Source organism: Serratia ureilytica (assembly GCF_013375155.1).
GTDB lineage: Bacteria > Pseudomonadota > Gammaproteobacteria > Enterobacterales > Enterobacteriaceae > Serratia > Serratia ureilytica.
This window is the reverse complement of the sequence record NZ_JABXOF010000002.1, coordinates 110,688-134,995: the sequence shown is the minus strand read 5'-3', so window position 1 is coordinate 134,995 and position 24,308 is coordinate 110,688. Positions and strand designations below refer to the sequence as shown.

Here is a 24,308-nt window from a genome sequence, read left to right as displayed (position 1 = left end):
CATGAGTGCCATTGAAGTTAAGCAATTGACCAAGCAGTTCAAGGGTCAGACGGTGCTGCATGGGATCGATCTGGCGGTGGACGCCGGCGAAGTGGTGGCGATCATCGGGCCGAGCGGTTCCGGGAAAACCACCTTGTTGCGCTGCATCAACCTGCTGGAGGAGCCGGATTCCGGCACCATCCGCGTCGGCGATATCCGGATCGACGGCAGCAAGCCGCTGAGCAAACAGAAAAATCAGGTGCGCGCGCTGCGTCAGCAGGTCGGTTTCGTGTTCCAGAACTTCAACCTGTTTCCGCACCGTTCGGTGCTGGAAAACATCATTGAAGGGCCGGTTATCGTTAAAGGTGAGGCGAAAGCCAGCGCCGAACAGCGTGCTCGCGCGTTGCTGGCCAAAGTGGGCCTGAGCGGCAAAGAGGCGGCTTATCCGCGTCGGCTGTCCGGCGGGCAGCAGCAGCGGGTGGCTATCGCGCGCGCGCTGGCGATGCAGCCGGAGGTGATTTTGTTCGACGAGCCGACGTCGGCGCTCGATCCCGAGCTGGTGGGGGAAGTGCTCAATACCATGCGCTCACTGGCGGAAGAGAAACGCACCATGGTGATCGTCACCCATGAGATGAGCTTCGCTCGCGACGTAGCCGATCGGGTTATCTTTATGGATCACGGCCGCATCGTCGAACAGGGCCCGGCCAAAGCGCTGTTCGCCAATCCGCAGCATCAGCGCACCCAGCAATTCCTCGACAAGTTCCGGAATCAATAAGGCGGCGGGGGCGTTTCCCCCGACCGCATTCACTCCGCTTTCAACCATTCGTTTCGCGCGGCGGCGGCGAGAAATCCGCTGCGGCTGCCGTATCCCGGATATTGCCGAACCCGAAAGTCAATGTGTCTCGTAGCGCTCTGACGCGGCTTTCAAGCAGAGTAATCCGTCTATGTTGTTATCGTCCATGAGCGATGCCCCACCCTGTAAGGATAACAAGACGCTAACGGCCGATCGGCCTGCGGACAATAAAAAACCCTGCACGAGTGCAGGGTTTGCCTAGCGGTAAGCCCATCAGGCTGCAACGCGTGCAGCCTTGAGGATGCGTTAACCGATGGTCATCAGGCTGGCGTTACCGCCGGCGGCGGCAGTGTTGACGCTCAGGGAACGTTCGATCAGCAGGCGTTCCAACAGGATGTTGGTTTCACCGTGGGCGAAGCCCTGCACCGAGACGATGGCGCCGCCGCGCTGGGCGATCTGCTCGCACAGGGTGCGCAGCTGGTCGGCATCGCCGTGGTAGATGGCGGCGTCGAACTCAACCTTGTCCTGCTGCCAGTCTTTGCTGAAGGCGATGCGCGCCTGCACATCGTTCGGCAAGCGGCGGAACAGATTGCGTTGCAGTTCCGCTTCCGGCCACAGCGCGCAGCTGCCAACCGCCAGCACGGCGGCCAGCTGGATCAGCGCGTCGGTTTCGTTATCCGCCAGGCACAGCACGCGTTCACGCGGCAGCAGGGCATAGGTGTTGCGCTCGCCGGTCGGGCCCGGCAGCGGACGTACGGTGCCGCCCTGGCCCAGTTCCGCATAACGTTGCGCCAATGCCGCCAGTTCGCCTTGTTGGCTGGTGACCGCCCACTTCTCCAGCGATTGCAGCGCGCCCAGCAGCTGTGGCCGCGCGGTGGCTTCCATCGGGCGCTCTTCGTCCTGGCGGTGCAGCGTACGTTGCAGCGCGTCGTCCGGACGGTTGGCCAGCAGACGGTACAGGTACAGCGGGCCGCCGGCTTTCGGGCCGGTGCCCGACAGGCCTTCACCGCCGAACGGCTGCACGCCGACCACCGCGCCGACCATGTTGCGGTTGACGTACAGGTTGCCGACCTTGGCGCGTTCGGTCACCCGGGCGATGGTTTCATCGATACGGGTGTGAATGCCCAGCGTCAGGCCATAACCGGCGGCGTTGATCTGATCGACCAGCGCGTCCAGATTGTTGCGCTGGAAGCGCACCACGTGCAGCACCGGGCCGAAGATCTCTTTCTGCAGCTCGTCGAAGCTGTCGAGCTCGATCAGCGTCGGTTTGATGAAGGTGCCGCGCGCCCACTCTTTCTCATCCTGCGCGCTGCCTTTGGCTGCCTGGTACACCTTGCGGCCTTTGGCGCGCATTGCCTGGATGTGGCGTTCGATGCCGGTTTTGGCTTCGGCGTCGATCACCGGGCCCACGTCGGTGGACAGGCGTTCCGGGTTGCCCATGCGGCATTCGGCCATCGCGCCGCGCAGCATTTGCAGCGTGTGCTCGGCCACGTCTTCCTGAATGCACAGGATACGCAGCGCGGAGCAACGCTGCCCGGCGCTGTCGAAGGCGGAGGCCACCACGTCGGTCACCACCTGTTCGGTCAGGGCGGAGGAGTCGACGATCATGGCGTTCAGGCCGCCGGTTTCGGCGATCAGCGGCGTCGGACGGCCTTGCGGATCCAGACGGCCGGCGATGCTGCGCTGCAGAATGCCGGCGACGTCGGTGGAGCCGGTAAACATCACGCCGCGGACGCGGGCGTCGTTAACCAGCGTTGAGCCGACGGTTTCACCCTGGCCCGGCAGCAGCTGCAGCACGCCTTGCGGAATGCCGGCTTCCAGCAGGATACGCACCGCCTGCGCGGCCACCAGCGGCGTTTGCTCGGCCGGTTTGGCCAGCACGCTGTTGCCCGCCGCCAGCGCGGCGGCGATTTGGCCGGTGAAGATCGCCAGCGGGAAGTTCCACGGGCTGATACAGACCACCGGGCCCAGCGGGCGATGGCTGTCGTTGGCGAAATCGTCGCGTACCTGGCCGGCGTAGTAGTGCAGGAAATCGACCGCTTCACGCACTTCGGCGATGGCGTTGTTGAAGGTTTTACCCGCTTCGCGCACCAGAATGCCCAGCAGGCTTTGCAGCTGGCTTTCCATCAGCTCGGCGGCGCGTTCGAGGATCGCGGCGCGCTCCGTCGGCGGTGTGGCGAACCAGATTGGGCCGGCGGCCGCGGCGGCGTCGAGCGCGCGGCTGACTTCGCCTTCGGTGGCTTCACGCACGTAGCCGACCACATCGCCCGGTTCGGCCGGGTTGATCACCGGCTGTTCGACGCCCTGATCCAACTCGGCGTCGATGATCGGTTCCGCGCGCCATGGATGGCTGGCGCTGGTGAGCAGGGCGCTGGACAGCGAAGCCAGACGCTGTTCGTTGGACAGATCCAGACCGCTGGAGTTGGTGCGCTTCTCGCCGTACAGCTCGCGCGGCAGCGGGATGCGCGGATGCGGCAGGCCAATTTGACCTTCGCTGGCCGCCAGCGCTTCCACGGCGCTGACCGGATCGGCCACCAGCTCGTCGAGTGGCAGGGTGGCGTCGGCGATGCGGTTGACGAACGAGGTATTGGCGCCGTTTTCCAGCAGGCGGCGCACCAGGTAAGCCAGCAGCGTTTCATGGGTGCCGACCGGCGCGTAGATGCGGCAAGGGCGGTTCAGTTTGCCGTCGGCCACTTTGCCCACCACCTGTTCGTAGAGCGGTTCACCCATGCCGTGCAGGCACTGGAACTCATACTGGCCAGGGTAGTAATTGTTGCCGGCCAGGTGATAAATGGCGCTCAGCGTATGGGCGTTGTGGGTCGCGAACTGCGGATAGATCAGGTTCGGCACCGACAGCAGCTTGCGGGCGCAGGCCAGATAGGAAACGTCGGTGTACACCTTGCGGGTGTATACCGGGTAGCCTTCCAGGCCGTCCATCTGGGCGCGTTTGATTTCGCTGTCCCAGTAGGCGCCTTTCACCAGACGTATCATCAGGCGACGGCGGCTGCGTTGCGCCATGTCGATCACTGCGTCGATGGCGAACGGACAGCGTTTCTGGTAGGCCTGAATCACGAAGCCGATGCCGTTCCAGCCGGCCAACTGCGGTTCGAAGCACAGCTTCTCGAGCAGATCGAGCGAGATCTCCAGACGGTCGGCCTCTTCGGCGTCGATATTGATGCCGATATCGTACTGGCGTGCCTGCAGGGTCAGCGACAGCAGGCGCGGGTAAAGCTCTTCCATCACGCGTTCGTACTGCGCGCGGCTGTAGCGCGGGTGCAGGGCGGACAGCTTGATGGAGATGCCGGGGCCTTCATAGATGCCGCGGCCGTTGGAGGCTTTGCCGATGGCGTGGATAGCCTGCTGATAGGAAACCAGGTAGGCCTGGGCGTCAGCTTCGGTCAGGGCGGCTTCCCCCAGCATGTCGTAGGAGTAGCGGAAGCCTTTTTCTTCCAGCTTGCGCGCGTTGGCCAGTGCTTCGGCGATGGTTTCGCCGGTCACGAACTGTTCGCCCATCAGGCGCATCGCCATGTCCACGCCTTTGCGGATCAGCGGCTCGCCACTCTTGCTGATAATGCGGTTCAGCGAGCGGGACAGATTGGCTTCGTTATGGGTCGACACCAGCTTGCCGGTGAACAGCAGGCCCCAGGTGGCGGCGTTGACGAACAGCGACGGGCTGCGCCCCAGGTGCGAGTGCCAGTTGCCGTTGCTGATCTTGTCGCGGATCAGGGCATCGCGGGTCGGTTTGTCCGGAATGCGCAGCAGCGCTTCCGCCAGGCACATCAGCGCCACGCCTTCCTGCGAGGAGAGGGAGAACTCTTGCAGCAGGCCTTGCACCATGCCGGCGCGGCCGTTTGCACTTTTTTGGTTACGCAACTTCTCGGCGATGCCGTAGGCCATTTTGTGAGTCGCCTGTGCAAGATCGGCGGGTAATCGCGCCTGTTCGAGCAACATCGGCACCGCTTCGGTCTCCGGGCGGCGATACGCGGCGGTGATGGCGGCGCGGGTCACCGACTGCGGCAGAATTTGTTCGGCGAAATCGAGGAATGGCTGGTGTGACTCTTCCTGCGCTTGCGGCATAATGTCGTCCGCTTCAGGCTGGCCCGCTGCGGCCAGCGCTGGAATTTCAGGAATATCGGTACCGCTCTCGAGACGCTCGAGGTAATTAAAGATGGCCTGCTTGATGAGCCAGTGCGGCGTGCGATCTATGCGCTGCGCGGCGCTCTTGATCCGGTCGCGTGTTGCCTCGTCGAGTTTCACGCCCATTGTGGTAGTGCCCATGCCTGTCCAACTCCTGTGTTTAGAACCTATCCCATCAGGCTAGACAAACAGCAGGCCGGAAAGCCTGTTGGGATAGGTTCGTGAGATGTGTGGTGTCAAGAATGCAGACAATATCCTGCATGTTGCAACTTTGTGCAACCTTGTTAAATCAGGCGGATGAGCGAAGTGTGAGTTTCATCGATTTTTTAACACGGGCAGTTGGCACGAATGTTGCGTTATTGAGCGAACGCGGCGGGGTTAATGATGCCGCAGGCGCTTTACCTTGCGGTATATAAGGGTAATAGCAAGGTGCAACTCATTTTGCTTGTCGTGAGTGCAACCTTTGAGCCCGGTAAATGTGACGCAGGGTAAACTTTGTGTAACTTTGTTGTTAAATATCTTGTTGGTTGATGAAAGGCTCATCTAGGATAACCGACGGTCAACAATTACGGGCAGAAACTATTTTACCTGCACTTGCTCGCAGGCTGCGCCACGTTCCGGCGCGGCGGCCAGTGAAATGCATTGCGCGTGGGTTTACCGGCGCCGGCTTGGCCGGAGCGAAACGCGAATAATAATGAAAGTGGAGAATTAAATGACAATGAGCACACCTATGCTGGTGACCTTCCTGGTATACATTTTCGGGATGGTGCTGATCGGCCTGCTTGCCTACCGGGCAACCAATAACTTTGATGACTATATTCTCGGCGGCCGCAGTCTGGGCAGCGTGGTGACCGCGCTGTCCGCCGGCGCTTCCGACATGAGCGGCTGGCTGCTGATGGGCCTGCCGGGCGCCATCTTCCTCTCCGGCATCTCCGAAAGCTGGATCGCCATCGGTCTGACCATCGGCGCTTACCTGAACTGGAAGCTGGTGGCAGGAAGGCTGCGCGTGCATACCGAAGCCAACAACAATGCCCTGACGTTGCCGGATTATTTCACCAGCCGTTTTGAAGACAACAGCAAGCTGCTGCGGGTGATCTCGGCCATCGTCATCCTGGTGTTCTTCACCATTTACTGCGCCTCCGGCATCGTGGCCGGCGCGCGTCTGTTCGAAAGCACTTTCGGCATGAGCTACGAAACCGCCCTGTGGGCCGGCGCTGCGGCGACCATCCTGTATACCTTCATCGGCGGTTTCCTAGCGGTGAGCTGGACCGACACCGTGCAGGCCAGCCTGATGATTTTCGCGCTGATCCTGACCCCGGTGATCGTGATCTTCGCCGTCGGCGGCATCGATACCTCGATGCTGGTGATCCAGGCGCAGAACCCGGCCAACCTCGACATGCTGAAGGGGCTGAACTTCGTCGCCATCCTGTCACTGCTGGGTTGGGGCCTGGGCTACTTCGGCCAGCCGCACATCCTGGCGCGTTTCATGGCGGCGGATTCTCACCGCACCATCCGCAGCGCGCGCCGCATCAGCATGACCTGGATGATCCTGTGCCTGGCCGGCACCATCGCCGTCGGTTTCTTCGGTATCGCTTACTTTGCCAATAACCCGGATCAGGCCGGCAACGTGTCGCAAAACGGCGAGCGCGTGTTCATCGAACTGGCGATGCTGCTGTTCAACCCATGGGTGGCGGGCGTGCTGCTGTCGGCGATTTTGGCGGCGGTTATGAGTACCCTGAGCTGCCAGCTGCTGGTCTGTTCCAGCGCAATCACCGAAGACCTGTACAAAGCGTTCCTGCGCAAAGGCGCCAGCCAGCGTGAACTGGTGTGGGTCGGCCGCGTCATGGTGTTGGTGGTGGCGTTGGTCGCCATCGCGCTGGCGGCCAACCCGGAGAACCGCGTGCTGGGCCTGGTGAGCTACGCCTGGGCCGGTTTCGGCGCCGCCTTCGGCCCGGTTGTGCTGATCTCGGTGATGTGGTCGCGCATGACCCGCAACGGCGCACTGGCCGGCATGTTGGTCGGCGCGGTGACGGTGATCGTCTGGAAACAGTACGAATGGCTGGGCCTGTACGAAATCATCCCGGGCTTCATCCTGGGCTGTCTGGCCATAGTGGTGGTGAGCCTGATGGGCCGCCAACCGTCTTCCACCATGACCGAACGTTTCGATCAGGCGGAAGCCGAGTACAAAACGGTATAACGCCGTTCACTGTCAGTCAGCAAGGGGCGCTCAGAGCGCCCCTTCTTTTTGCCTGTTCGCCACTGTCATTCAGCTGTAACACCTGGCGACATTTGATTAGAAAAAATCACGCTTGCGCCTCTTGTATTTCTTTTTGGCAGAATGATAATCACTCTCGTTGTATTTTACGTTTCTTTACATACTCGCCGCGGCTCATTGCGAGCCGGTTTTCTCTGCCGCCGCGGTCTTTTCAGGGGTGATTAGTTATGTTCGTTCCCTTTCTTATCATGTTCCGTGAGGGGCTGGAGGCCGCGCTGATCGTCAGCCTGATCGCCAGCTACCTGAAGCGCACGCAGCGCAGCCAATGGCTGGGCGCGGTGTGGATCGGCGTGATTGTCGCGGCGGCGCTGTGTCTGGCGCTCGGCATCTTCATCAATGAGACCACCGGCGAGTTCCCGCAGAAACAGCAGGAGCTGTTCGAAGGCATCGTGGCGGTGGTGGCGGTGCTGATCCTCACCTATATGGTGTTCTGGATGCGCAAAGTCTCCAGGTCGGTCAAGGTACATCTGGAAGGGGCGATCGATCAGGCGCTCAGCGCCGGTAAAGGGCAGGGTTGGGCGCTGGTGGCGATGGTGTTCTTCGCCGTCGCTCGCGAAGGGTTGGAGTCGGTATTCTTCCTGCTGGCGGCGTTTCAGCAAGACGTGGGCGCCGCAGCGCCGATCGGTGCGGTGCTCGGCCTGGTCGCCGCCATTGTGCTGGGCATGATGATTTACTGGGGCGGGGTGAAGCTGCATCTGGCCAAATTCTTCAAATGGACCAGCCTGTTCATTCTGTTCGTCGCCGCCGGGCTGGCCGCCGGGGCGATCCGCGCCTTCCACGAAGCCGGTCTGTGGAACCACTTTCAGGACATCGCCTTCGATTTCAGCAGCACCCTGTCGACCCATTCGCTGTTCGGCACCCTGCTGGAAGGCATCCTCGGTTATCAGGAAGCGCCGACGGTCAGCGAAGTGGCGGTCTACTTCCTGTATTTGATCCCGGCGCTGATTTTCTTCTTTCTGCCGCAGCGCGCGGAGCCGGCAGCGGCCCCGGCGCAACGTAAAATCAATCATTAATGTTTAATAGGGAATCTCGTATGTCTACTCCGTTATTTCGCCGCAAGGCGTTGCACGCAGCATTACTGGCTATCCCGGCGTTTGCGCTGAGCATCGACGCCTTGGCGGCGGACGTGCCGCAGGTCAAGGTCACGGTCAACGACAAGCAGTGCGAACCGATGCAGCTGACGGTGCCGGCCGGCAAGACGCAGTTTGTGGTGCACAACACCAGCCAGAAAAACGTCGAATGGGAAATCCTGAAAGGGGTGATGGTGGTGGAAGAGCGTGAGAACATCGCGCCGGGCTTTACCCAGAAAATGACCGCCACGCTGGAGGCGGGCGAATATGACATGACCTGCGGGCTGCTCAGCAACCCGAAAGGCAAACTGACTGTCACCGCAGCGGCCAACGGCGCGACCGACGGCAAACCGAACGCGCTGGATCTGGTTGGCCCGATCGCCGAATACAAAGTCTACGTCATCAAAGAAGTCGATGGGCTGGTGAAACAAACCAAGCTGTTCACCGACGCGGTGAAGGCCGGCAACGTGGAGCAAGCGCGCAAGCTGTACGCGCCGACCCGCCAGCACTATGAGCGCATTGAGCCGATCGCCGAGCTGTTCTCCGATCTGGACGGCAGCATCGATGCCCGTGAAGACGACTACGAGAAGAAAGCGGCGGATCCTAACTTCACCGGTTTCCACCGCCTCGAGAAGGCGCTGTTTGCCGACAACTCCACCAAAGACATGGGCGCCTACGCCGATCGCCTGTACCACGACACCGTAGAGCTGCAAAAGCGCGTGAGTGAACTGACCTTCCCGCCGAGCAAGGTGGTGGGCGGCGCAGCCGGGCTGATCGAAGAAGTGGCGGCCAGCAAGATCAGCGGTGAAGAAGACCGCTACAGCCGCACCGATTTGTGGGACTTCCAGGCCAACGTCGACGGCGCGCAGAAGATAGTCAACCTGCTGCGCCCGCTGTTGGCCAAGGCCAACAAGCCGCTGCTGGACAAGATCGACGCCAACTTCAAAACCGTCGACACCATTTTGGCGAAGTACCAAACCAAAGAGGGCTATGAGTCCTATGAGAAGCTGACCGATGCCGATCGCAATGCGTTGAAAGGGCCGATCACCACGCTGGCGGAAGACCTTTCCCAACTGCGCGGCGTATTGGGTCTGGACTGAGGCATACGGTTATGAGCAACAAGGCAGGCCCGAATAACGGGCCTCATCCGCATTCTCAGGGGGCGGCATCGCCTTCGCGGCGCCGTTTGCTGCAGGGGCTGGGGCTAAGCGCACTGGCGCTGGGCGGCACCCGCCTGGCGCAGGCGACGGGCAACGTGGCGGAGCCGTTGGCGACGCCGCAGGATGAGCGCTGGCAGAAACAGCCGTTTTATGGCCGCCATCAGGCCGGGGTGCTGACCCCGCAACAGGCGGCGATGATGCTGGTGGCGTTCGACGTGCTGGCGACCAGCAAAGCGGATCTGGAGCGCCTGTTCCGGCTGCTGACCGATCGCATCGCGTTCCTGACCCACGGCGGCAAGGCGCCGGAGGTGGACGCCAAGCTGCCGCCGCTTGATTCGGGGATCATGGGGCCGGAGATTTACCCGGATAACCTGACCATCACCGTCTCGGTCGGCGCATCGCTGTTCGACGAACGCTTTGGCCTGCAGGCGCAAAAGCCGCTGCGGTTGCAGAAAATGACCCGCTTCCCCAACGATGCGCTGGACGCCGGGCTTTGCCACGGCGATCTGCTGCTGCAGATCTGCGCCAACACCAATGAAACGGTGATTCACGCACTGCGCGACATCATCAAGCATTCGCCGGATCTGCTCAGCGTGCGCTGGAAGCGGGAAGGATTTATCTCCGCGCATGCGGCGCGCAGCAAAGGCAAAGAGACGCCGATCAACCTGCTGGGGTTCAAAGACGGCACCGCCAACCCGAAAACCGACGACAAACCGCTGATGGATAAGGTGGTGTGGGTCGGCGACAGCGTCGGTGAACCGGCGTGGACGGCGGGCGGCAGCTACCAGGCAGCGCGCATTATTCGTTTCCGCGTCGAGTTTTGGGATCGCACGCCGCTGCAGGAGCAGGAAACCATTTTCGGCCGCGAGAAGCACAGCGGCGCGCCGCTGGGCATGAAGCATGAACATGACGAGCCGAATTACGCGAACGATCCCGACGGCAAGGTGATCCCGATGGACGCGCACATTCGCTTGGCTAACCCACGCACGCCGGAAAGCCAAAGCAATCTGATGCTGCGACGCGGCTACAGCTATTCACTGGGGGTATCCAATGCCGGCCAGCTGGAAATGGGGCTGCTGTTCGTCTGCTATCAGGCCGATCTGGAGAAAGGTTTCCTGACGGTGCAAAAAAGGCTGAACGGCGAAGCGCTGGAGGAATACATCAAGCCGATTGGCGGCGGGTATTTCTTCGTGCTGCCGGGCGTGAAAGAACGCGGCGATTATTTGGCCAGCGGTTTGCTCAAGGCCTGAGCGCGCAATGACGAGGCGGGCTCGCCTGCCTCGTTTTACTTTGTGTTGCCTGCCGTACGGAAGATTGAGCGTCGAAAGTCAATTCGACACCTGGCCTATGGATTAAAAAGCACACACCGCCCGCGTTTTTGGGCTGTGCAAAATTTAATCAGTAAACCAAAGTGTCATTCGCGGTTTTTAATTGTAATTCGTTGAAATTTATATGTTAAAAATTTTTATGGAATGACGTGTCGCGCGTGATATAGTGTTTTAGCGATAACTAAAAACCAAACATATAAAATTTTTTTACATTTTAGTAACGCGACAGGATTGAATGTCATTATACTGTAATCATCTGGCGGTAGTTTTCACACGGTGCACAGCTTGAAGCTGTAAATATCACTGCGGGGATCGCTAATGGTAAAGTCCTTGGTTGGGCTGGAAAGAAAAAATAACACATCTCCCCTGATTTCTCGTTGTAACGAGGGTTCTCTCTCCGACTCTCTTTTACCGGCAACTCCGCACTCTTATCGCTACCGAATCTCACCACTTTTTACTCCACATTTATTGATGCAGTCCGCGTTGTCCCGTGAAGCAACGGCGCTTAAGCGTTGCCGTCAATTCACATTGTCCCTTGGCTCTTATTGGCTCGGAGGAGGCCAAAACCTAATACGTGTGTGAAACATAATCGCGCGGCCTGGCCGTTGCGGTAGGTGAAACAAACTGTAAGGTGCCACTATGGGTAGACAGAAAGCAGTGATCAAAGCACGTCGTGAAGCGAAACGCGTTATTCGTCGTGACGCTCGTAGTCATCGCCAGCTGGAAGAAGAGTCTGTGACCTCGCTGGTGCAAATGGGGGGAGTCGAGTCTATCGGCATGGCGCGAGACAAGCGCGATAGCTCACCCATCGAGGCTAGAACCGAAGCTCAGGGTCATTACTTATCAGCCATAGAGAATAAGCAGCTGATCTTCGCCACCGGCGAAGCCGGCTGTGGCAAAACATTCATCAGCGCCGCCAAGGCGGCGGAGGCGCTGATCCATAAAGAGGTGGATCGGATTATCGTTACCCGTCCTGTTTTGCAGGCGGATGAAGACCTCGGTTTCTTGCCGGGGGATATCTCCGAGAAGTTCGCCCCTTATTTCCGCCCGGTGTATGACATTCTGGTACGTCGTTTAGGATCTTCCTTTATGCAGTACTGCCTGCGCCCGGAAATCGGCAAGGTAGAGATTGCGCCGTTCGCTTATATGCGCGGACGCACCTTCGAAAATGCGGTCGTTATCCTGGATGAAGCCCAGAACGTGACCGCCAGCCAGATGAAAATGTTCCTGACCCGCCTGGGGGAAAACGTGACGGTTATCGTTAACGGCGACGTGACCCAGTGCGACCTGCCGCGCGGCGTGAAATCCGGTCTCAGCGATGCCCTGGAGCGCTTCGAAGAGGACGAGATGATCGGCGTTATCCGCTTTGAAAAACAGGACTGCGTGCGCTCCGCTTTGTGCCAGCGCACGCTCAACGCTTACAGTTAACCTATCCGCTAATGGAAAGGCCGCTTCGGCGGCCTTTTTCTCGCCCCCCATTTCCCCTCTCGTTTAACCTTTGTGTAAATTATTGTGGTTTTCTGTATAGATTTTCGTTGAGTTAGCGTTAATGATTAATGGGTTCCAGATTGGCGCGCAGTTTGCCTGCGCCGCCAAAAGGACATTTTCTGGGGTGTGCGCCGCGCGGCGCATAGCGTGTGGGTTCCTTGCTGCGATTCAAACATGAAATACATCATTCTGATTTTGCTTATTTTATGCGTCGTCTATGTGCATTACCGCGGACGGGTACGCTACAACGTTTGGCGGCAGCTGTCTGACCATTCCACCTTTACCGCACCGCTGAACGTCTTCATGTATCTGTTTTCTCGTGTGCCGACTACGCCGTACCTGAAGCCGGAGCAGTTCCCTGAGCTGGCGGTACTGCGGGAGAACTGGGAAACCATCCGCGACGAAGGACAGAAGCTGATGGAGATCCAGCAGATCAAAGCGTCCGATCAATTCAACGATGCCGGTTTCAACTCGTTCTTCAAGACCGGTTGGAAACGCTTTTATCTGAAATGGTATGAAGACAGCCATCCTTCCGCCATGACCCTGTGTCCGCAGACCACGGAACTGCTGCGCAGCCTGCCTTCGGTCAAGGCGGCGATGTTCGCCGAACTGCCGGACGGCAGCCGTTTGCCGCGCCACCGCGATCCTTACGCCGGTTCGCTGCGTTATCACCTGGGGTTGATTACCCCCAACGATGACCGCTGCTTCATTGAGGTGGACGGTGAGCGCTACAGCTGGCGCGACGGTGAAGGGGTGATGTTCGATGAAACCTATCTGCACTACGCGGAAAACCAGAGCGGGCAGAATCGTCTGATCCTGTTCTGCGACATCGAACGGCCGATGCGCTACCGCTGGGCGCAGGCGGTGAATCACTGGCTGGGGCGCAACCTGATGAGCGCCGCCACGGCACCGAATGAAGAGGGCGATCGCACCGGCGGCGTCAACAAGATGTTCAAATACATCTATGCGATACGCCGGGTGGGGAAACGCCTGAAGGCCTGGAACCGCACCGGTTATTACATCATCAAGTGGATTTTGTTCGGGGGGATCGCCGCGGCGATATTCTTCTCGGTATAACGAAGGCAGGGGCGCACAGAGTGCGCCCCTTTTTGATCAGGCGAAGATAGTCATCATGTAGGCGGCGAACAGCGCCAGGTGGGCGGTGCCGTTCAGCACGTTGGTGCGGCCGGTTGAGAACGACAGCTGGCACAGCAGCAACACCGTCAACATCACCACGATATGCGGCGTTTGCAGGCCGAAGATCAGCGTCTGCCCGGTCAGGGTAGCGATGATGGTCACCGCCGGCACCGTCAGGGAGATGGTTGCCAGCACCGAACCGAAGAACAGGTTCATGGCGCGTTGCACCTGATTGTTCAACACGGCGCGCAGCGCGCCCAGGCCTTCCGGCGACAGGATCAACAGCGCCACCAGGAAACCGGTGAACTGCGCCGGTGCATTCATCTTGGTCAGCAGGCCTTCCAGCGGGTTGGCGTTGAACTTGGTGACGGCGATAACCGCGATCAGGTGCACGATGAGCCAGGCGGCGTGCCAGGCGCTGCTGTGGGAAGAGGGCTTGCCGTGGTGCGGGTCGCCATCGTCGTCTTCATGCTCGTACACGAACAGGCTCTGGTGGGTTTTGGTCTGGATCACCAGGAACACGCCATACATGGCGGCGGAGATCAACGCCACCAGCAGCGCTTGCCCGGTGCTGAAGTTGCCGCCTGGCAGCGCGCTCGGGAACACCAGCACGATCACCGCCAGCGGGAAAATCGCCATCAGATACTGTTTGATGCCGCCCAGGTTGACGTACTGGGTGGCGAACTTGCGCCCACCGAGCAGCAGCGCAAAGCCGACCAGGCCGGCGGAAACGATCATGATGATGGAGTACAGCGTGTCGCGCATCAGCGCCGGCGCGGCGTCGCCGGTGGCCATCAGCGCGGAAATCAGGCTGACTTCGAGGATCACGACGGACAAACTGAGGATCAGCGAGCCGTAGGGTTCGCCCAATCGGTGAGCCAGCACGTCGGCGTGGCGCACCACGCTGAAGGCGCTGCTGAGGATCCCCACCAGCGCGAGAATATTGATGCCGACGATCAGCGGAAAGTTATCGGTGCTGCCCCATAGATTTAACACCACCAGCGCGGCGATAGGGAAGATCAGCGAGTATTCGGTGTGGCGAGATTTGGTGGATCGGCCAGGATCGTGTTGCGACTTCATGAGGGTGGCACTCCTTCTCAAACAGCGTAGCCCGTCAGCGCCGGTCGCCGTGATACGGCAACGTTGCGTTTCCAGTAGGTATTTTATATTAGGATACACCCGCGGCGCCGGTGTGATGTTGTTTTATCTGAGAAAGCAATTGCTTGCTTATGTGATCAGGGTAACAAAAAAACCGCACGGGGTGCGGTTTTATTTACTTACTTTTACGCAATAACGCCAATTTTTAGCGTTAGATTTGAGAAAAGTCGTGTTTACTTGTTTAGCTCGTGGTTAATCAAGGAAAATGAGACCGTCAGTCGTCAATGTTGTCCATGATTTCATGCCGTTTATTGTGGTAACCCTCTTCATTTAGCCCCTCACGCCAGTAAGGCACGGCATAAAGACGATTACGATCGCATTGACGTTCGCGACGCAGGTAGCGGCGCAGCTCTACCACCAGGCGATCTTCACCGGCGAGCCAGAAGTGGCTTTCGCCCTGCGGCAGGGACTGCGCGCGGAACCGAGCGACCAACTCGTCGGTCTTCTCCGTGCCGCCGACGACCCAATTGACCTCAACGTCGGCGGGTTTCTTCAGGTCAATGACGTCAGCGTTGCTGTCGACGCGGACGAAAGCGCGTCCGGCACTGTGTGGCGGCAGGTTTTCCAGCAGTGCGGCCAGCGCAGGCAGTGAGGAAGGATCGCCCGCCAGGCAGTAGAAGTCGGCGGCCGGCAGCATCGGCTTGGGGCCGCCCGGGTTGCTGATGCCGATTTTATCACCGGCTTTCGCCTGGCGTGCAAAGTCCACCGCCGGGCCCTGATGATCATGAATGGCGAACTCGATGTCCACTTCCGCCAGTTCCGGGCGCACGGCGCGGATGGAATAGGTGCGCACGATCGGGCGCACGGCGTCCGCAGCCCAACGCGGGCCGTTTTCGGTCAGCGTCGGCAGGTCCGGCTGCGTCTGGCCGGCGAGCGGCAAAAAGACTTTGATGTGTGCAGCGGCGGCATTGGCCGGGTAGTAACGCAGATCGGGAGCGGTAAAGGTAATGCGGCGCAGGTGCGGCGTCATGTCCTGTACGCGGCTGACGGCGATCAGGTAGGGGGCGCGTGAGCGAGGGGCTTCGGTAGTCACGGGATTCTCCTTATAGTTCGTTTGGCGGTGAGTATAACATGTCGTTTGATAATGAGAATTGTTTGCTAATTGAGACGAAACCGCATGTGGGCTAGGCTTAAGGTTCACTCATCCTGAAAGGGGAGGCCATATGCCCTACCACAGCACGAACGACTTGCCGGACAACGTTAAGCATGTGCTGCCGGAACATGCGCAGGCGATCTATAAAGAAGCGTTCAACAGCGCCTGGCAACAATACCGGGATCCCGATGAGCGGCGCGGTGACGACAGCCGGGAAGAGACGGCGCATAAGGTGGCCTGGGCGGCGGTCAAGCAAAGCTATCGCAAGGGCGACGACGAACGCTGGCATAAAAAGTAATGAATTATCACGCAGTAAAATCGCGCAGACATTATGTGGAACCCGGCAATTAATATTATTGCTGCTCAGTACAAATACTTTTTCACTTTAACGCCGCTTTGTAACTTGATTGCACGTCAGGAAAAGAATAAGGTCATTCTTATAAGGCGCGGTGATTGAATTAATAAAAATCCGCAGCCGAAAATAAAACATCAAAGGTTCAGCAGTGGCGAGGGAAGGCGAGAAATCGTATTCCCGGGAGGTAATATCAGTGTTAACGCGAGATTTTCTGCAAAAAGCGGATTGCAAAACTGCATTCGGCGCTATTGAGGAGTCGTTGTTGCTGACGCCTGAACAGCGTGCAGCCTCGTTGGATTGCACCTTATCGCGCCGGCCGGATCACAGCCCCGTATGGATATTCGGTTACGGTTCGCTGATGTGGAATCCAGTTTTCGAATCGGAAGAAGTGCGGCCGGCCACGCTGCAGGGCTGGCACCGGGCGTTCTGCATGCGCTTGACCGCCGGGCGCGGCACGCTGCATCAGCCGGGGCGCATGCTGGCGTTAAAAGCCGGCGGCCACACCACGGGCCTGGCGTTTCGTTTGCCGGAAAGCAAGTTGCGTGAAGAGTTGGAGCTGCTTTGGAAGCGCGAAATGGTGACCGATTGCTACGTGCCCACCTGGTGCGAGCTGCAGTTGGATGGCGGCGAGAAGGTTACTGCGTTGGTGTTCGTGATGAACCCGCAACATCCGCTGTTTGAAGAAGACACCAGCTACCAGGTGATTGCGCCATTGATCGCCAGCGCCAGCGGCCCGCTGGGCACCAACGCGCAATATCTGTTTGCGCTGGATAACGAGTTGAAGCACCACGGCATGCAGGATGATTGCATCGGCGATCTGGTGCGCTGTGTACAGCAGTGGCTGCAGCAGAACCGCACCGGCGGCATCGGCAGCGAGGCCACCGCCTGAGGCTGCTGCGGGAATACGAACGGTGAGGGGCTCAGCATGCTGAGCCCTTTTTTATATCTAATGCCTATATTTAATAACTTAATTTCCACAGTGATTTAAGGCATGCTTTTATTGTGGTTATCTATCCCGTTATTTTTAAAGTCATTAGCTGTTTTTTGTCAGTTTCCCACCCCACCTGCGAAGCAGAATGATCGACTTAGTATTAAATTGCATAAGTAAAGGTTATTTCTTATTTGTTCAGACTCTTCGGACTCCGTATCAATATGGCTAACGCTACTGGAAGAAACAGGGAGACGGGGATGAACTTTCAACAATTAAAAATTATTCGTGAATCGGCGCGCTGCAACTACAACCTGACTGAGGTCGCCAATACGTTATTTACCTCGCAGTCCGGCGTCAGTCGGCATATTCGCGAGCTGGAAGAAGAGCTGGGCATTGAAATATTCATTCGCCGCGGCAAACGGCTGCTGGGCATGACCGAACCCGGCAAAGAGCTGTTGGTGGTGGCGGAGCGCATTCTCAACGACGCCAACAACATCCGTCGCCTGGCGGACGTTTTCAGCAGCAACGACTCGGGGCAGCTGCATATCGCAACGACGCACACTCAGGCGCGTTACAGTCTGCCGGGGGTGATCAAAGAGTTTCGCGCGCTTTATCCGCGGGTGCGGGTGGTGCTCAATCAGGGCAGCCCTGAGGAGATCGTCTCGATGTTGGCCGCCGGAGAAGCCGATATCGGCATCGCCAGCGAACGGCTGATGAGTGACGAATCGCTGGCGGCGTTCCCTTACTACCGCTGGCATCACACCATCCTGGTGCCGGAAGGGCATGAGTTGACGCGTCAGCCGCAGGTGACGCTGGAGATGCTCAGCACCTTGCCGCTGATCACTTACCGCCAGGGCATTACCGGGCGCGCGAAGCTGGATGCGGCGTTCAAAGCGGCGGGCCTGACCCCGGACATCGCGCTCAGCGCGCAGGACTCCGACGTGATTAAAACCTACGTCGAGCTGGGGTTAGGCGTGGGCGTGCTGGCGGACATGTCGTATGAAAAAGAGCGCGATCGCGGCTTGGTCAGTCTCAACGCCGAGCATTTGTTTGAGCCTAATACGGTATGGCTGGGCCTGAAACGCAGCCAGCTGCAGCGCAACTATGCCTGGCGCTTTATCCAACTGTGCAACCCGACGCTGTCGCTGACCGAAATAAAGGACAAGGTCTTCTCGTCGCAGCTGGACGCGGTGATTGATTACCAGATTTAACAGCGCGTCATTGCCCTGCCGGACCGGATTGCTTGCGGGCTAATGCGGGATCAGTCGTCGGTACGTTCGATCAGATGACGTTTACTTTTTCTGAACGGGCCGATGGCTTCCCATTCCGGGAGTTCTTCGGGGGGGCGAGGGTTGGCCATCTCCCAGCGATGGTACTGACGTAGAATCTCTATGGCGATGCGTTTTTGCTCTTGAATGGAGAGCGTCGGGTCGGTCAGATCCTTATTTTTCATTTTTGCTTCCTTTTTGCGCGTTATTTGTACGCACCTTATCACATTTGGCACCGTATTTTTCCAGCGATTGTATGTACTTTTTCAGTGCGTTGAAGCTGGTTTTACATGTCATGGTACCGGGTATCACTTCAAAGGCGGCCTGACGGGTATACAGCGCCAACACGCGGTGATTAATGGCGTGGCTGATCAGCATGTCCGGCGGAGACGCCGGCGTCAGCCCCTGCTCTTGCAGGTTCAGGCCATACAGATACAGAGCCTGCAAGCAGTTGCGCAGCATATTGCCTTTCAGTGGATGTTGCGTTTCGCGCAAGGAGAAATTCTCCAGCGCGACAAGTTCGATAACGTTCTCGGCCTGGAGATAACGGCACAGACAAAAGCCTGCACGGCTCAGCGGGCTGGTTATTCGCCGGTAGACAAAAGCGAAACTTATGGGCATTTGGGCATGATATTTAAAGAGAGAGCGCCAATTTAACGTATGGCCGTTTTTTCTGCCTTTTTGCCAGCGCCTGTCTTGTACCGTCAGACGAGTCATAAAGAGATCCGACTCAAGCAGCACGCTGTTCATATCTGCCAATGTTTGCTCTATCGCTCTCTCATGCCGGAGTGAGAAGCCATTTTCTGATGGATGGTTTTCCATTTGCCCGTCCTTTGGGTGACCGAGCTCACGTTAATCACCCGATGAAACAGACTCAAACCTCGACTTTCATCGCTGCGAATCGCGCCGCAAAGACAATGGGCAATTGCTGCGAGGTGCCGCGAGAGTGCGATCGGCCGCGCAATCCTCGCTCTAATAATCAAAACCCCATCTATATACATAAAAAGAATATCTATAGTGATTTAAGTACCTTCAGCTGCCGATCGCGCTCGCATACACTCGCGAAATTATTATAAATTCCATCCGCTTGGAGAGTTTCAGATGAAAGCGCTCGTTCCTTCTTTGCTGTTTTTGGCCGTGGCGGCCAGCGTTGACGTACAGGCGGCGACGCCGGCCAACACGTTGGTGATCGCGCAGTCTATCGATGACGTGGTCAGCTTTGACCCGGCTCAGGGATTTGAGTTAACCACGGTGCAGTCGTTCAACAGCCTGTATCAACGTCTGATCCAGTCCGATCCGCACAATCCCGTCGATCTCAAACCGACCCTGGCCAGCCGTTGGCAGGCCGGCGCCGATAACCGCAGCCTGACCTTCAGCCTGCGCCCGGACGCCAAATTCGCCAGCGGCAACCCGCTGCGGCCGGAGGACGTGATCTTTTCGCTTTCACGGGTGGTGAAACTCAATCTCGAACCGTCGTTTATCCTGACGCAGCTGGGCTGGAACGCGAAGAACGTGGATCAACACCTGACCAAGGTGGATGACCATACGGTAAAAATCAGCTGGGATGAAAACGTCAGCCCGGCCTTCGTGCTCAGTCTGCTGTCGGCGCCGGTATCCTCGATCGTCGACGCCAAAGAGGCGCTGGCGCACCAGCAGGGCGACGATCTGGGGCACCAATGGTTGAACAGCCACTCCGCCGGCAGCGGCCCTTACAAAATCCGCACCTATGTGCCGCACGAAGTGGTGGTGTTGGACGCGAACCCCGGCTCGCCGGAAGGGGCGCCGACGTTGAAAACCATCCTGATCAAAAACGTGCCCGATCCGGCCGCGCGCCGTTTGCTGATTGAGCAGGGCGATGCCGACATCGCGCGCAACCTGGGGGCGGACCAGATGGCGGCCCTGAAGGGCAAGCCGGGCGTCAAACCGTTGGCCATTCCTTACGCCTCGCTTTATTTCCTGCAGTTCAACGCCAAGGCGTCGCCGGCGCTCGGCAACCCGGCGTTTTGGGAGGCGGCGCGCTGGCTGTTCGATTACCAAGGCATCGCCGACGATCTGCTGAAAGGGCAGTTCCAGAGCCATCAGGCATTCCTGCCGGACGGTTATCTGGGCGCGCTCAAGGATAGGCCGTACAGCTTCAATCCGCAGAAAGCCAAAGAAATACTGGCCAAAGCGGGGCTGAGCAACGTCAGTTTCCGTCTGGACGTCAACAACCAGCCGCCGTACCTGGATATCGCTCAGGCGCTGCAGGCCAGTTTTGCTCAGGGCGGCGTGAAGGTCGAACTGGTGCCGGGCATCAGCTCGCAGGTCTCCACCAAGGTGAAAGCGCTTAACTACGATGCGACGCTGACCTCCTGGGGGCCGGATTACTTCGACCCCAACACCAACGCGGCCGCCTTTGCCTACAACCCGGAGGACGGCAGCAAGACGCTGGCCTGGCGAGCCAACTGGCAGATCCCGGCGCTGAGCAAGTTGACGCTGGCCGCCACCGCGGAAAACGACACCGCCAAACGAGTGGCCGACTATCAGCAACTGCAAAAACAGGTGCAGCAAAGCTCGCCGTTCGTTATCGGCCTGCAGGCGCGCAGCCTGATCGCGGTGCGTGACAACCTCAAGGGCTATGTGCAGGGCATCAACCCTGACATGGTGTTCTACAGCAAGGTCAGCAAGTAATGGCCGCTGAACTCTCCGCCTCCGCCGGGCTAGCCCGGCGGTATTGGCGCTGGGGCGGGCGGCTGCTCGGCGGCGTGTTGTCGCTGGCGTTAACGCTGCTCGGCCTGCTGCTGTTCACCTTTATGCTGTCGCACCTGGCGCCGATCGATCCGGCGCTGCAGGTGGCGGGCGATCACGCCAGCGAAGCCACCTATGCGCAGGTGCGTCATGACCTGGGGCTGGATCAGCCGCTGCCGGTGCAATTTTGGCGCTATCTGGTGCACCTGGCGCACGGCGATTTAGGCATTTCACGCATAACCGCCCAGCCGGTGTTGAGCGATCTGCTGCGTACTTTCCCGGCGACGGTGGAGTTAGCCACCTGCGCCATTATCCTCGGCGCCCTCGGCGGCATTACGCTGGCGTTTCTGGCGGTGCTCAAACCAGGCAGCTGGCTGGATAACGCGGCGCGTCTGCTGTCGCTGATCGGCTATTCGGTACCGATTTTCTGGCTGAGCCTGCTCGGGCTGCTGCTGTTCTATGCCACGCTGCACTGGTCGGCGGGGCCGGGGCGGCTTGACGACATCTACTTGTACAGCATGGAGCCGCGCAGCGGTTTCGTGTTGATCGACAGCTGGCTGTCCGGCGATCGCGAAATGTTCTACAACGCCATCGGCCACCTGTGGCTGCCGGTAGTGGCGTTGGCGCTGCTGTCGATGGCCGGCATTACCCGATTGCTGCGGGCGGCGATGCTGGAAGAATGCAACAAGGAATACGTGACGCTGGCGCGTTCCAAGGGGGCCGGCCGCCTGCGCATTCTGCTGCGCCATGTGTTTCCCAACGTGCTGGGCACGCTGATCACCGTACTGTCTCTCTCCTATGCCAGCCTGTTGGAGGGCGCGGTATTGACCGAAACAGTGTTCGCCTGGCCCGGCGTCGGGCGCTATCTGACCTCGGCGCTGTTTGCCGCCGACACCCCGGCGATCCTCGGCGCCACGCTGCTGATCGGCACCTGTTTCGTGCTGTTGAATACCCTGGCCGATGCCTTGACCTATCTAGTGGATCCGCGAACCCGATGAGCCAATATCTCTCTGAACACGAACCTCAAAGCGAGCCGGCCGTCGGCTATCGCACCGGTCAGCGGCTGACCACGCTGACGCTCGGCGCAGCGCTGGTGGCGATCCTGATCGTCACCGCACTGCTGGCCCCGTGGTTGGCGCCTTTCGATCCCAATTTGCAGCATATCGAGCTGCGGCTGCTGCCGCCTTCCGCCACGCATTGGTTGGGCACCGACGGTTTCGGCCGCGACTTGCTCTCCCGCGTGATTTACGGCGCGCGGCCGACGCTGATTCTGGTGTCGCTGATTCTGGTGCTGACCATTCCTATCGGTCTGCTGGTGGGCATCTGTGCCGGTTATCTCGGCGGCTGGGCAGAACGCATCTTGATGCGTCTGACCGATATTTTCCTGTCGTTGCCGAGCCTGGTGATCGCGCTGGCGTTCGTGGCGGTGATGGGGCCGGGGCTGATGAACGGCGCGCTGGCGCTGGCGCTGACCAGCTGGCCAGCCTTTGCCCGTCAGGCGCGGGCCGAAACGCTGGCGCTGCGCCGCAGCGATTATCTGGCGGCGGCGCGCATGCAGGGCATCAACGGGCTGCGGCTGATGGTCGGCCACATTTTACCTTTATGCCTGCCCAGCGCGGTGGTGCGCGCGGCGCTGAGCCTGGGCGGCATCATCCTGTCCGCCGCCGGTCTGGGGTTCCTCGGCATGGGCGTCGCGCCGCCGACCGCCGAATGGGGCTCGATGGTGGCCGAAGGCAGTAAAGTGATTTTCGATCAATGGTGGGTCGCCGCCGCACCGGGCGGGGCGATCCTGTTCGCCAGCCTGGCCTTTAACCTGCTGGGCGATGGCCTGCGCGATAAAATGGATCCTCGTCATGGGCACTGATAACACCTTATTGACCGTTGAACGTTTGGCGATCGGCGTGCCGGGGCCGCAGCCGGCGGCGCTGGTGAAGAATATTTCGTTCAGCATGGGGCGGGAGCGGCTGGCGCTGGTCGGTGAGTCCGGCTCCGGCAAATCGTTGACCGCGCGTGCGCTGATGGGGCTATTGCCGCCGCCGTTGCAGCTGCGGGCGCAGCGCCTGACGCTGGGCGACGAAGACTTGACGCGCCTGAGCGAGCGCCAGTGGAGCCGACTGCGCGGCGACCGGGTGGCGATGGTGATGCAAGATCCCAAGCATGCGTTGAATCCCAATCAGCCGATTGGCCGTCAGGTGGAGGAGCCGCTGGTGTTGCATGCCAAGCTGAGCCGCGCCGAGCGGCGTGAAAAAGTGCTGGAGATGCTGGCGGCGGTGGGCTTGCCCGATCCGGTGGCGCTGTGTCGCCGCTATCCGCATCAGCTCTCCGGCGGGATGGGGCAGCGGGTGATGCTGGCCATCGCCCTGATCAACGATCCGCAGCTGCTGATTGCCGACGAACCCACATCGGCGCTGGATCACCAGATGCGCGATCAGGTGCTGCAGCTGATAGAAAATCTGGTGGCGCAACGTAATATGGGGCTGATCCTGATCAGCCACGATCTGCAGCAGGTGGCGCACCACTGCGAGCGGGTACTGGTGATGTACAAAGGCGAGCTGTTGGATCAGCTGCCGGCAGCAGAGCTGGCGCAGGCCACGCACCCTTATACTCGCACGCTGTGGGCGTGTCGGCCGAGCCGCGAGACGCGCGGCAAGCCGCTGCCGGTGCTGGATCGCGCGCTGCTGGAGGCATTGAAATGAGCGTGATTGCACTGGAGAACCTCAGCGTCAGCCATCGCCAGGGCTATGAACAGCGCACCGTGGTGCACGACGTTAACCTGCGTATCGAACCGGGCGAGTGCTTCGGCCTGGTGGGGCCTTCCGGCTGCGGCAAGTCCTCGCTGCTGTGGGTGTTGGCCGGGCTGAACGACAGCTGGCGCGGCGGTTTTGAACTGCTCGGGCGGCGGCTGCAGCCGGGGCAGGCGTTCACCGGCGAACTGCGGCGTGAAGTGCAGATGGTGTTTCAGGATCCTTATGCTTCGCTACACCCCAAGCACCGGCTGTTGCGCACGTTGTCGGAACCGCTCAAACTGCTGCAAGAAAGCGACATCGAACGCAAAATCAGCGCGGGCTTTCGCCAGGTAGGATTGGATCCGCGCCTGCTGGATCGCTATCCGCATCAGCTGTCGGGCGGCCAACGGCAGCGCGTGGCGATCGTGCGCGCCTTGCTGTTGCGGCCGAAGCTGCTGCTGCTGGATGAGCCGACCTCGGCATTGGACATGTCGGTGCAGGCGGAGATCCTCAACTTGCTCAACGAGCTGAAACAGGCGGGCGATCTGACTCTGGTGCTGGTCAGTCACGATGCGGATGTGATCGACCATATGTGCGATCGCGCGGTGGCGATGGCGCACGGCCGTCTCCTTGCCTGAGCCAATGCCCGTCAATGCGGCGGGCATATCCATCTTGGTAATAAA

Annotated in this window: 20 protein-coding genes and 1 pseudogene; 15 read left to right on the top strand and 6 right to left on the bottom strand. The window is 59.6% G+C overall.

The window, feature by feature from the left end; genetic code table 11:
* Window position 1: 1 nt before the first annotated feature.
* Window positions 2-754 carry an L-cystine ABC transporter ATP-binding protein TcyN gene (gene tcyN / locus HWW83_RS04000; RefSeq protein WP_033643496.1) on the top strand — a complete coding sequence of 251 codons (753 nt, stop codon included), beginning with the start codon at window positions 2-4 and terminating at the stop codon, window positions 752-754.
* A 29-nt stretch (window positions 755-783) separates the two neighbouring features.
* Here tcyN and HWW83_RS25825 read toward each other — a convergent pair.
* Window positions 784-876 (bottom strand): annotated as a pseudogene (locus HWW83_RS25825) (type II toxin-antitoxin system HicB family antitoxin); the annotation flags it as partial.
* A gap of 202 nt (window positions 877-1,078) precedes the next feature.
* A complete protein-coding gene (gene putA / locus HWW83_RS03995) occupies window positions 1,079-5,050 on the bottom strand; it encodes a trifunctional transcriptional regulator/proline dehydrogenase/L-glutamate gamma-semialdehyde dehydrogenase (protein WP_046896608.1) in 3,972 nt (1,323 codons plus the stop codon).
* A gap of 571 nt (window positions 5,051-5,621) precedes the next feature.
* On the opposite strand from putA, the gene putP reads away from it, so the two are divergent.
* From putP to lpxO, 6 genes are all read left to right on the top strand, one after another.
* Window positions 5,622-7,106, top strand: coding sequence for a sodium/proline symporter PutP (gene putP / locus HWW83_RS03990; protein ID WP_033643494.1), 1,485 nt, complete (start codon window positions 5,622-5,624; stop codon window positions 7,104-7,106).
* A gap of 245 nt (window positions 7,107-7,351) precedes the next feature.
* Window positions 7,352-8,197 (top strand): iron uptake transporter permease EfeU, encoded by an 846-nt coding sequence (efeU, locus tag HWW83_RS03985; protein ID WP_033643493.1) that lies wholly within the window; start codon window positions 7,352-7,354, stop codon window positions 8,195-8,197.
* A 20-nt stretch (window positions 8,198-8,217) separates the two neighbouring features.
* Complete coding sequence (gene efeO, locus HWW83_RS03980; RefSeq protein WP_170853382.1) at window positions 8,218-9,354, top strand: iron uptake system protein EfeO; 1,137 nt, start codon at window positions 8,218-8,220, stop codon at window positions 9,352-9,354.
* An 11-nt stretch (window positions 9,355-9,365) separates the two neighbouring features.
* Entirely contained in the window at window positions 9,366-10,664 is a 1,299-nt protein-coding gene (efeB, locus tag HWW83_RS03975; RefSeq protein WP_060660591.1) for an iron uptake transporter deferrochelatase/peroxidase subunit, read from the top strand.
* Window positions 10,665-11,381: 717 nt separating this feature from the next.
* Window positions 11,382-12,170 (top strand): phosphate starvation-inducible protein PhoH, encoded by a 789-nt coding sequence (gene phoH, locus HWW83_RS03970; protein ID WP_015378226.1) that lies wholly within the window; start codon window positions 11,382-11,384, stop codon window positions 12,168-12,170.
* A gap of 234 nt (window positions 12,171-12,404) precedes the next feature.
* Window positions 12,405-13,307: a lipid A hydroxylase LpxO gene (gene lpxO / locus HWW83_RS03965; RefSeq protein WP_025303230.1), complete on the top strand. Its 903-nt coding sequence runs from the start codon at window positions 12,405-12,407 to the stop codon at window positions 13,305-13,307.
* 36 nt (window positions 13,308-13,343) lie between these two features.
* Here the strand turns inward: lpxO and chaA are convergent, their stop codons facing one another.
* Together chaA and HWW83_RS03955 are read right to left on the bottom strand one after the other, a co-directional pair.
* Window positions 13,344-14,447, bottom strand: coding sequence for a sodium-potassium/proton antiporter ChaA (gene chaA, locus HWW83_RS03960; protein WP_025303229.1), 1,104 nt, complete (start codon window positions 14,445-14,447; stop codon window positions 13,344-13,346).
* Between the two features lie 292 nt (window positions 14,448-14,739).
* Window positions 14,740-15,558: a siderophore-interacting protein gene (locus HWW83_RS03955; RefSeq protein WP_033643460.1), complete on the bottom strand. Its 819-nt coding sequence runs from the start codon at window positions 15,556-15,558 to the stop codon at window positions 14,740-14,742.
* 130 nt (window positions 15,559-15,688) lie between these two features.
* On the opposite strand from HWW83_RS03955, the gene chaB reads away from it, so the two are divergent.
* The 3 genes from chaB (at window position 15,689) to cbl (ending at window position 18,115) form a co-directional block, all read left to right on the top strand.
* Window positions 15,689-15,916: a putative cation transport regulator ChaB gene (gene chaB / locus HWW83_RS03950; RefSeq protein WP_033643458.1), complete on the top strand. Its 228-nt coding sequence runs from the start codon at window positions 15,689-15,691 to the stop codon at window positions 15,914-15,916.
* A gap of 250 nt (window positions 15,917-16,166) precedes the next feature.
* A complete protein-coding gene (locus HWW83_RS03945; RefSeq protein WP_033643457.1) occupies window positions 16,167-16,862 on the top strand; it encodes a gamma-glutamylcyclotransferase in 696 nt (231 codons plus the stop codon).
* 299 nt (window positions 16,863-17,161) lie between these two features.
* Complete coding sequence (cbl, locus tag HWW83_RS03940; protein ID WP_033634950.1) at window positions 17,162-18,115, top strand: HTH-type transcriptional regulator Cbl; 954 nt, start codon at window positions 17,162-17,164, stop codon at window positions 18,113-18,115.
* Between the two features lie 50 nt (window positions 18,116-18,165).
* Here the strand turns inward: cbl and HWW83_RS03935 are convergent, their stop codons facing one another.
* Together HWW83_RS03935 and HWW83_RS03930 are read right to left on the bottom strand one after the other, a co-directional pair.
* Entirely contained in the window at window positions 18,166-18,357 is a 192-nt protein-coding gene (locus HWW83_RS03935; RefSeq protein ID WP_033643456.1) for a hypothetical protein, read from the bottom strand.
* A complete protein-coding gene (locus HWW83_RS03930) occupies window positions 18,347-18,994 on the bottom strand; it encodes a hypothetical protein (protein WP_033643455.1) in 648 nt (215 codons plus the stop codon). The genes HWW83_RS03935 and HWW83_RS03930 overlap by 11 nt, the downstream gene beginning before the upstream one ends.
* A 279-nt stretch (window positions 18,995-19,273) precedes the next feature.
* Between HWW83_RS03930 and HWW83_RS03925 the strand changes: the two genes are divergently transcribed.
* From HWW83_RS03925 to HWW83_RS03905, 5 genes are read left to right on the top strand one after another with little or no spacing between them, the layout of a single operon-like run.
* Window positions 19,274-20,842 carry an ABC transporter substrate-binding protein gene (locus tag HWW83_RS03925; protein WP_089197169.1) on the top strand — a complete coding sequence of 523 codons (1,569 nt, stop codon included), beginning with the start codon at window positions 19,274-19,276 and terminating at the stop codon, window positions 20,840-20,842.
* Window positions 20,842-21,897, top strand: a complete 1,056-nt coding sequence (locus HWW83_RS03920) for an ABC transporter permease (protein ID WP_129992984.1) — start codon at window positions 20,842-20,844, stop codon at window positions 21,895-21,897. The genes HWW83_RS03925 and HWW83_RS03920 overlap by 1 nt, the downstream gene beginning before the upstream one ends.
* A complete protein-coding gene (locus tag HWW83_RS03915) occupies window positions 21,894-22,763 on the top strand; it encodes an ABC transporter permease (protein WP_046687287.1) in 870 nt (289 codons plus the stop codon). Before HWW83_RS03920 ends, HWW83_RS03915 begins: the two co-directional genes overlap by 4 nt.
* Window positions 22,753-23,595, top strand: coding sequence for an ABC transporter ATP-binding protein (locus HWW83_RS03910; RefSeq protein WP_033643451.1), 843 nt, complete (start codon window positions 22,753-22,755; stop codon window positions 23,593-23,595). The genes HWW83_RS03915 and HWW83_RS03910 overlap by 11 nt, the downstream gene beginning before the upstream one ends.
* Window positions 23,592-24,263, top strand: a complete 672-nt coding sequence (locus tag HWW83_RS03905; RefSeq protein WP_069100013.1) for an ABC transporter ATP-binding protein — start codon at window positions 23,592-23,594, stop codon at window positions 24,261-24,263. Before HWW83_RS03910 ends, HWW83_RS03905 begins: the two co-directional genes overlap by 4 nt.
* Window positions 24,264-24,308: the final 45 nt, after the last annotated feature.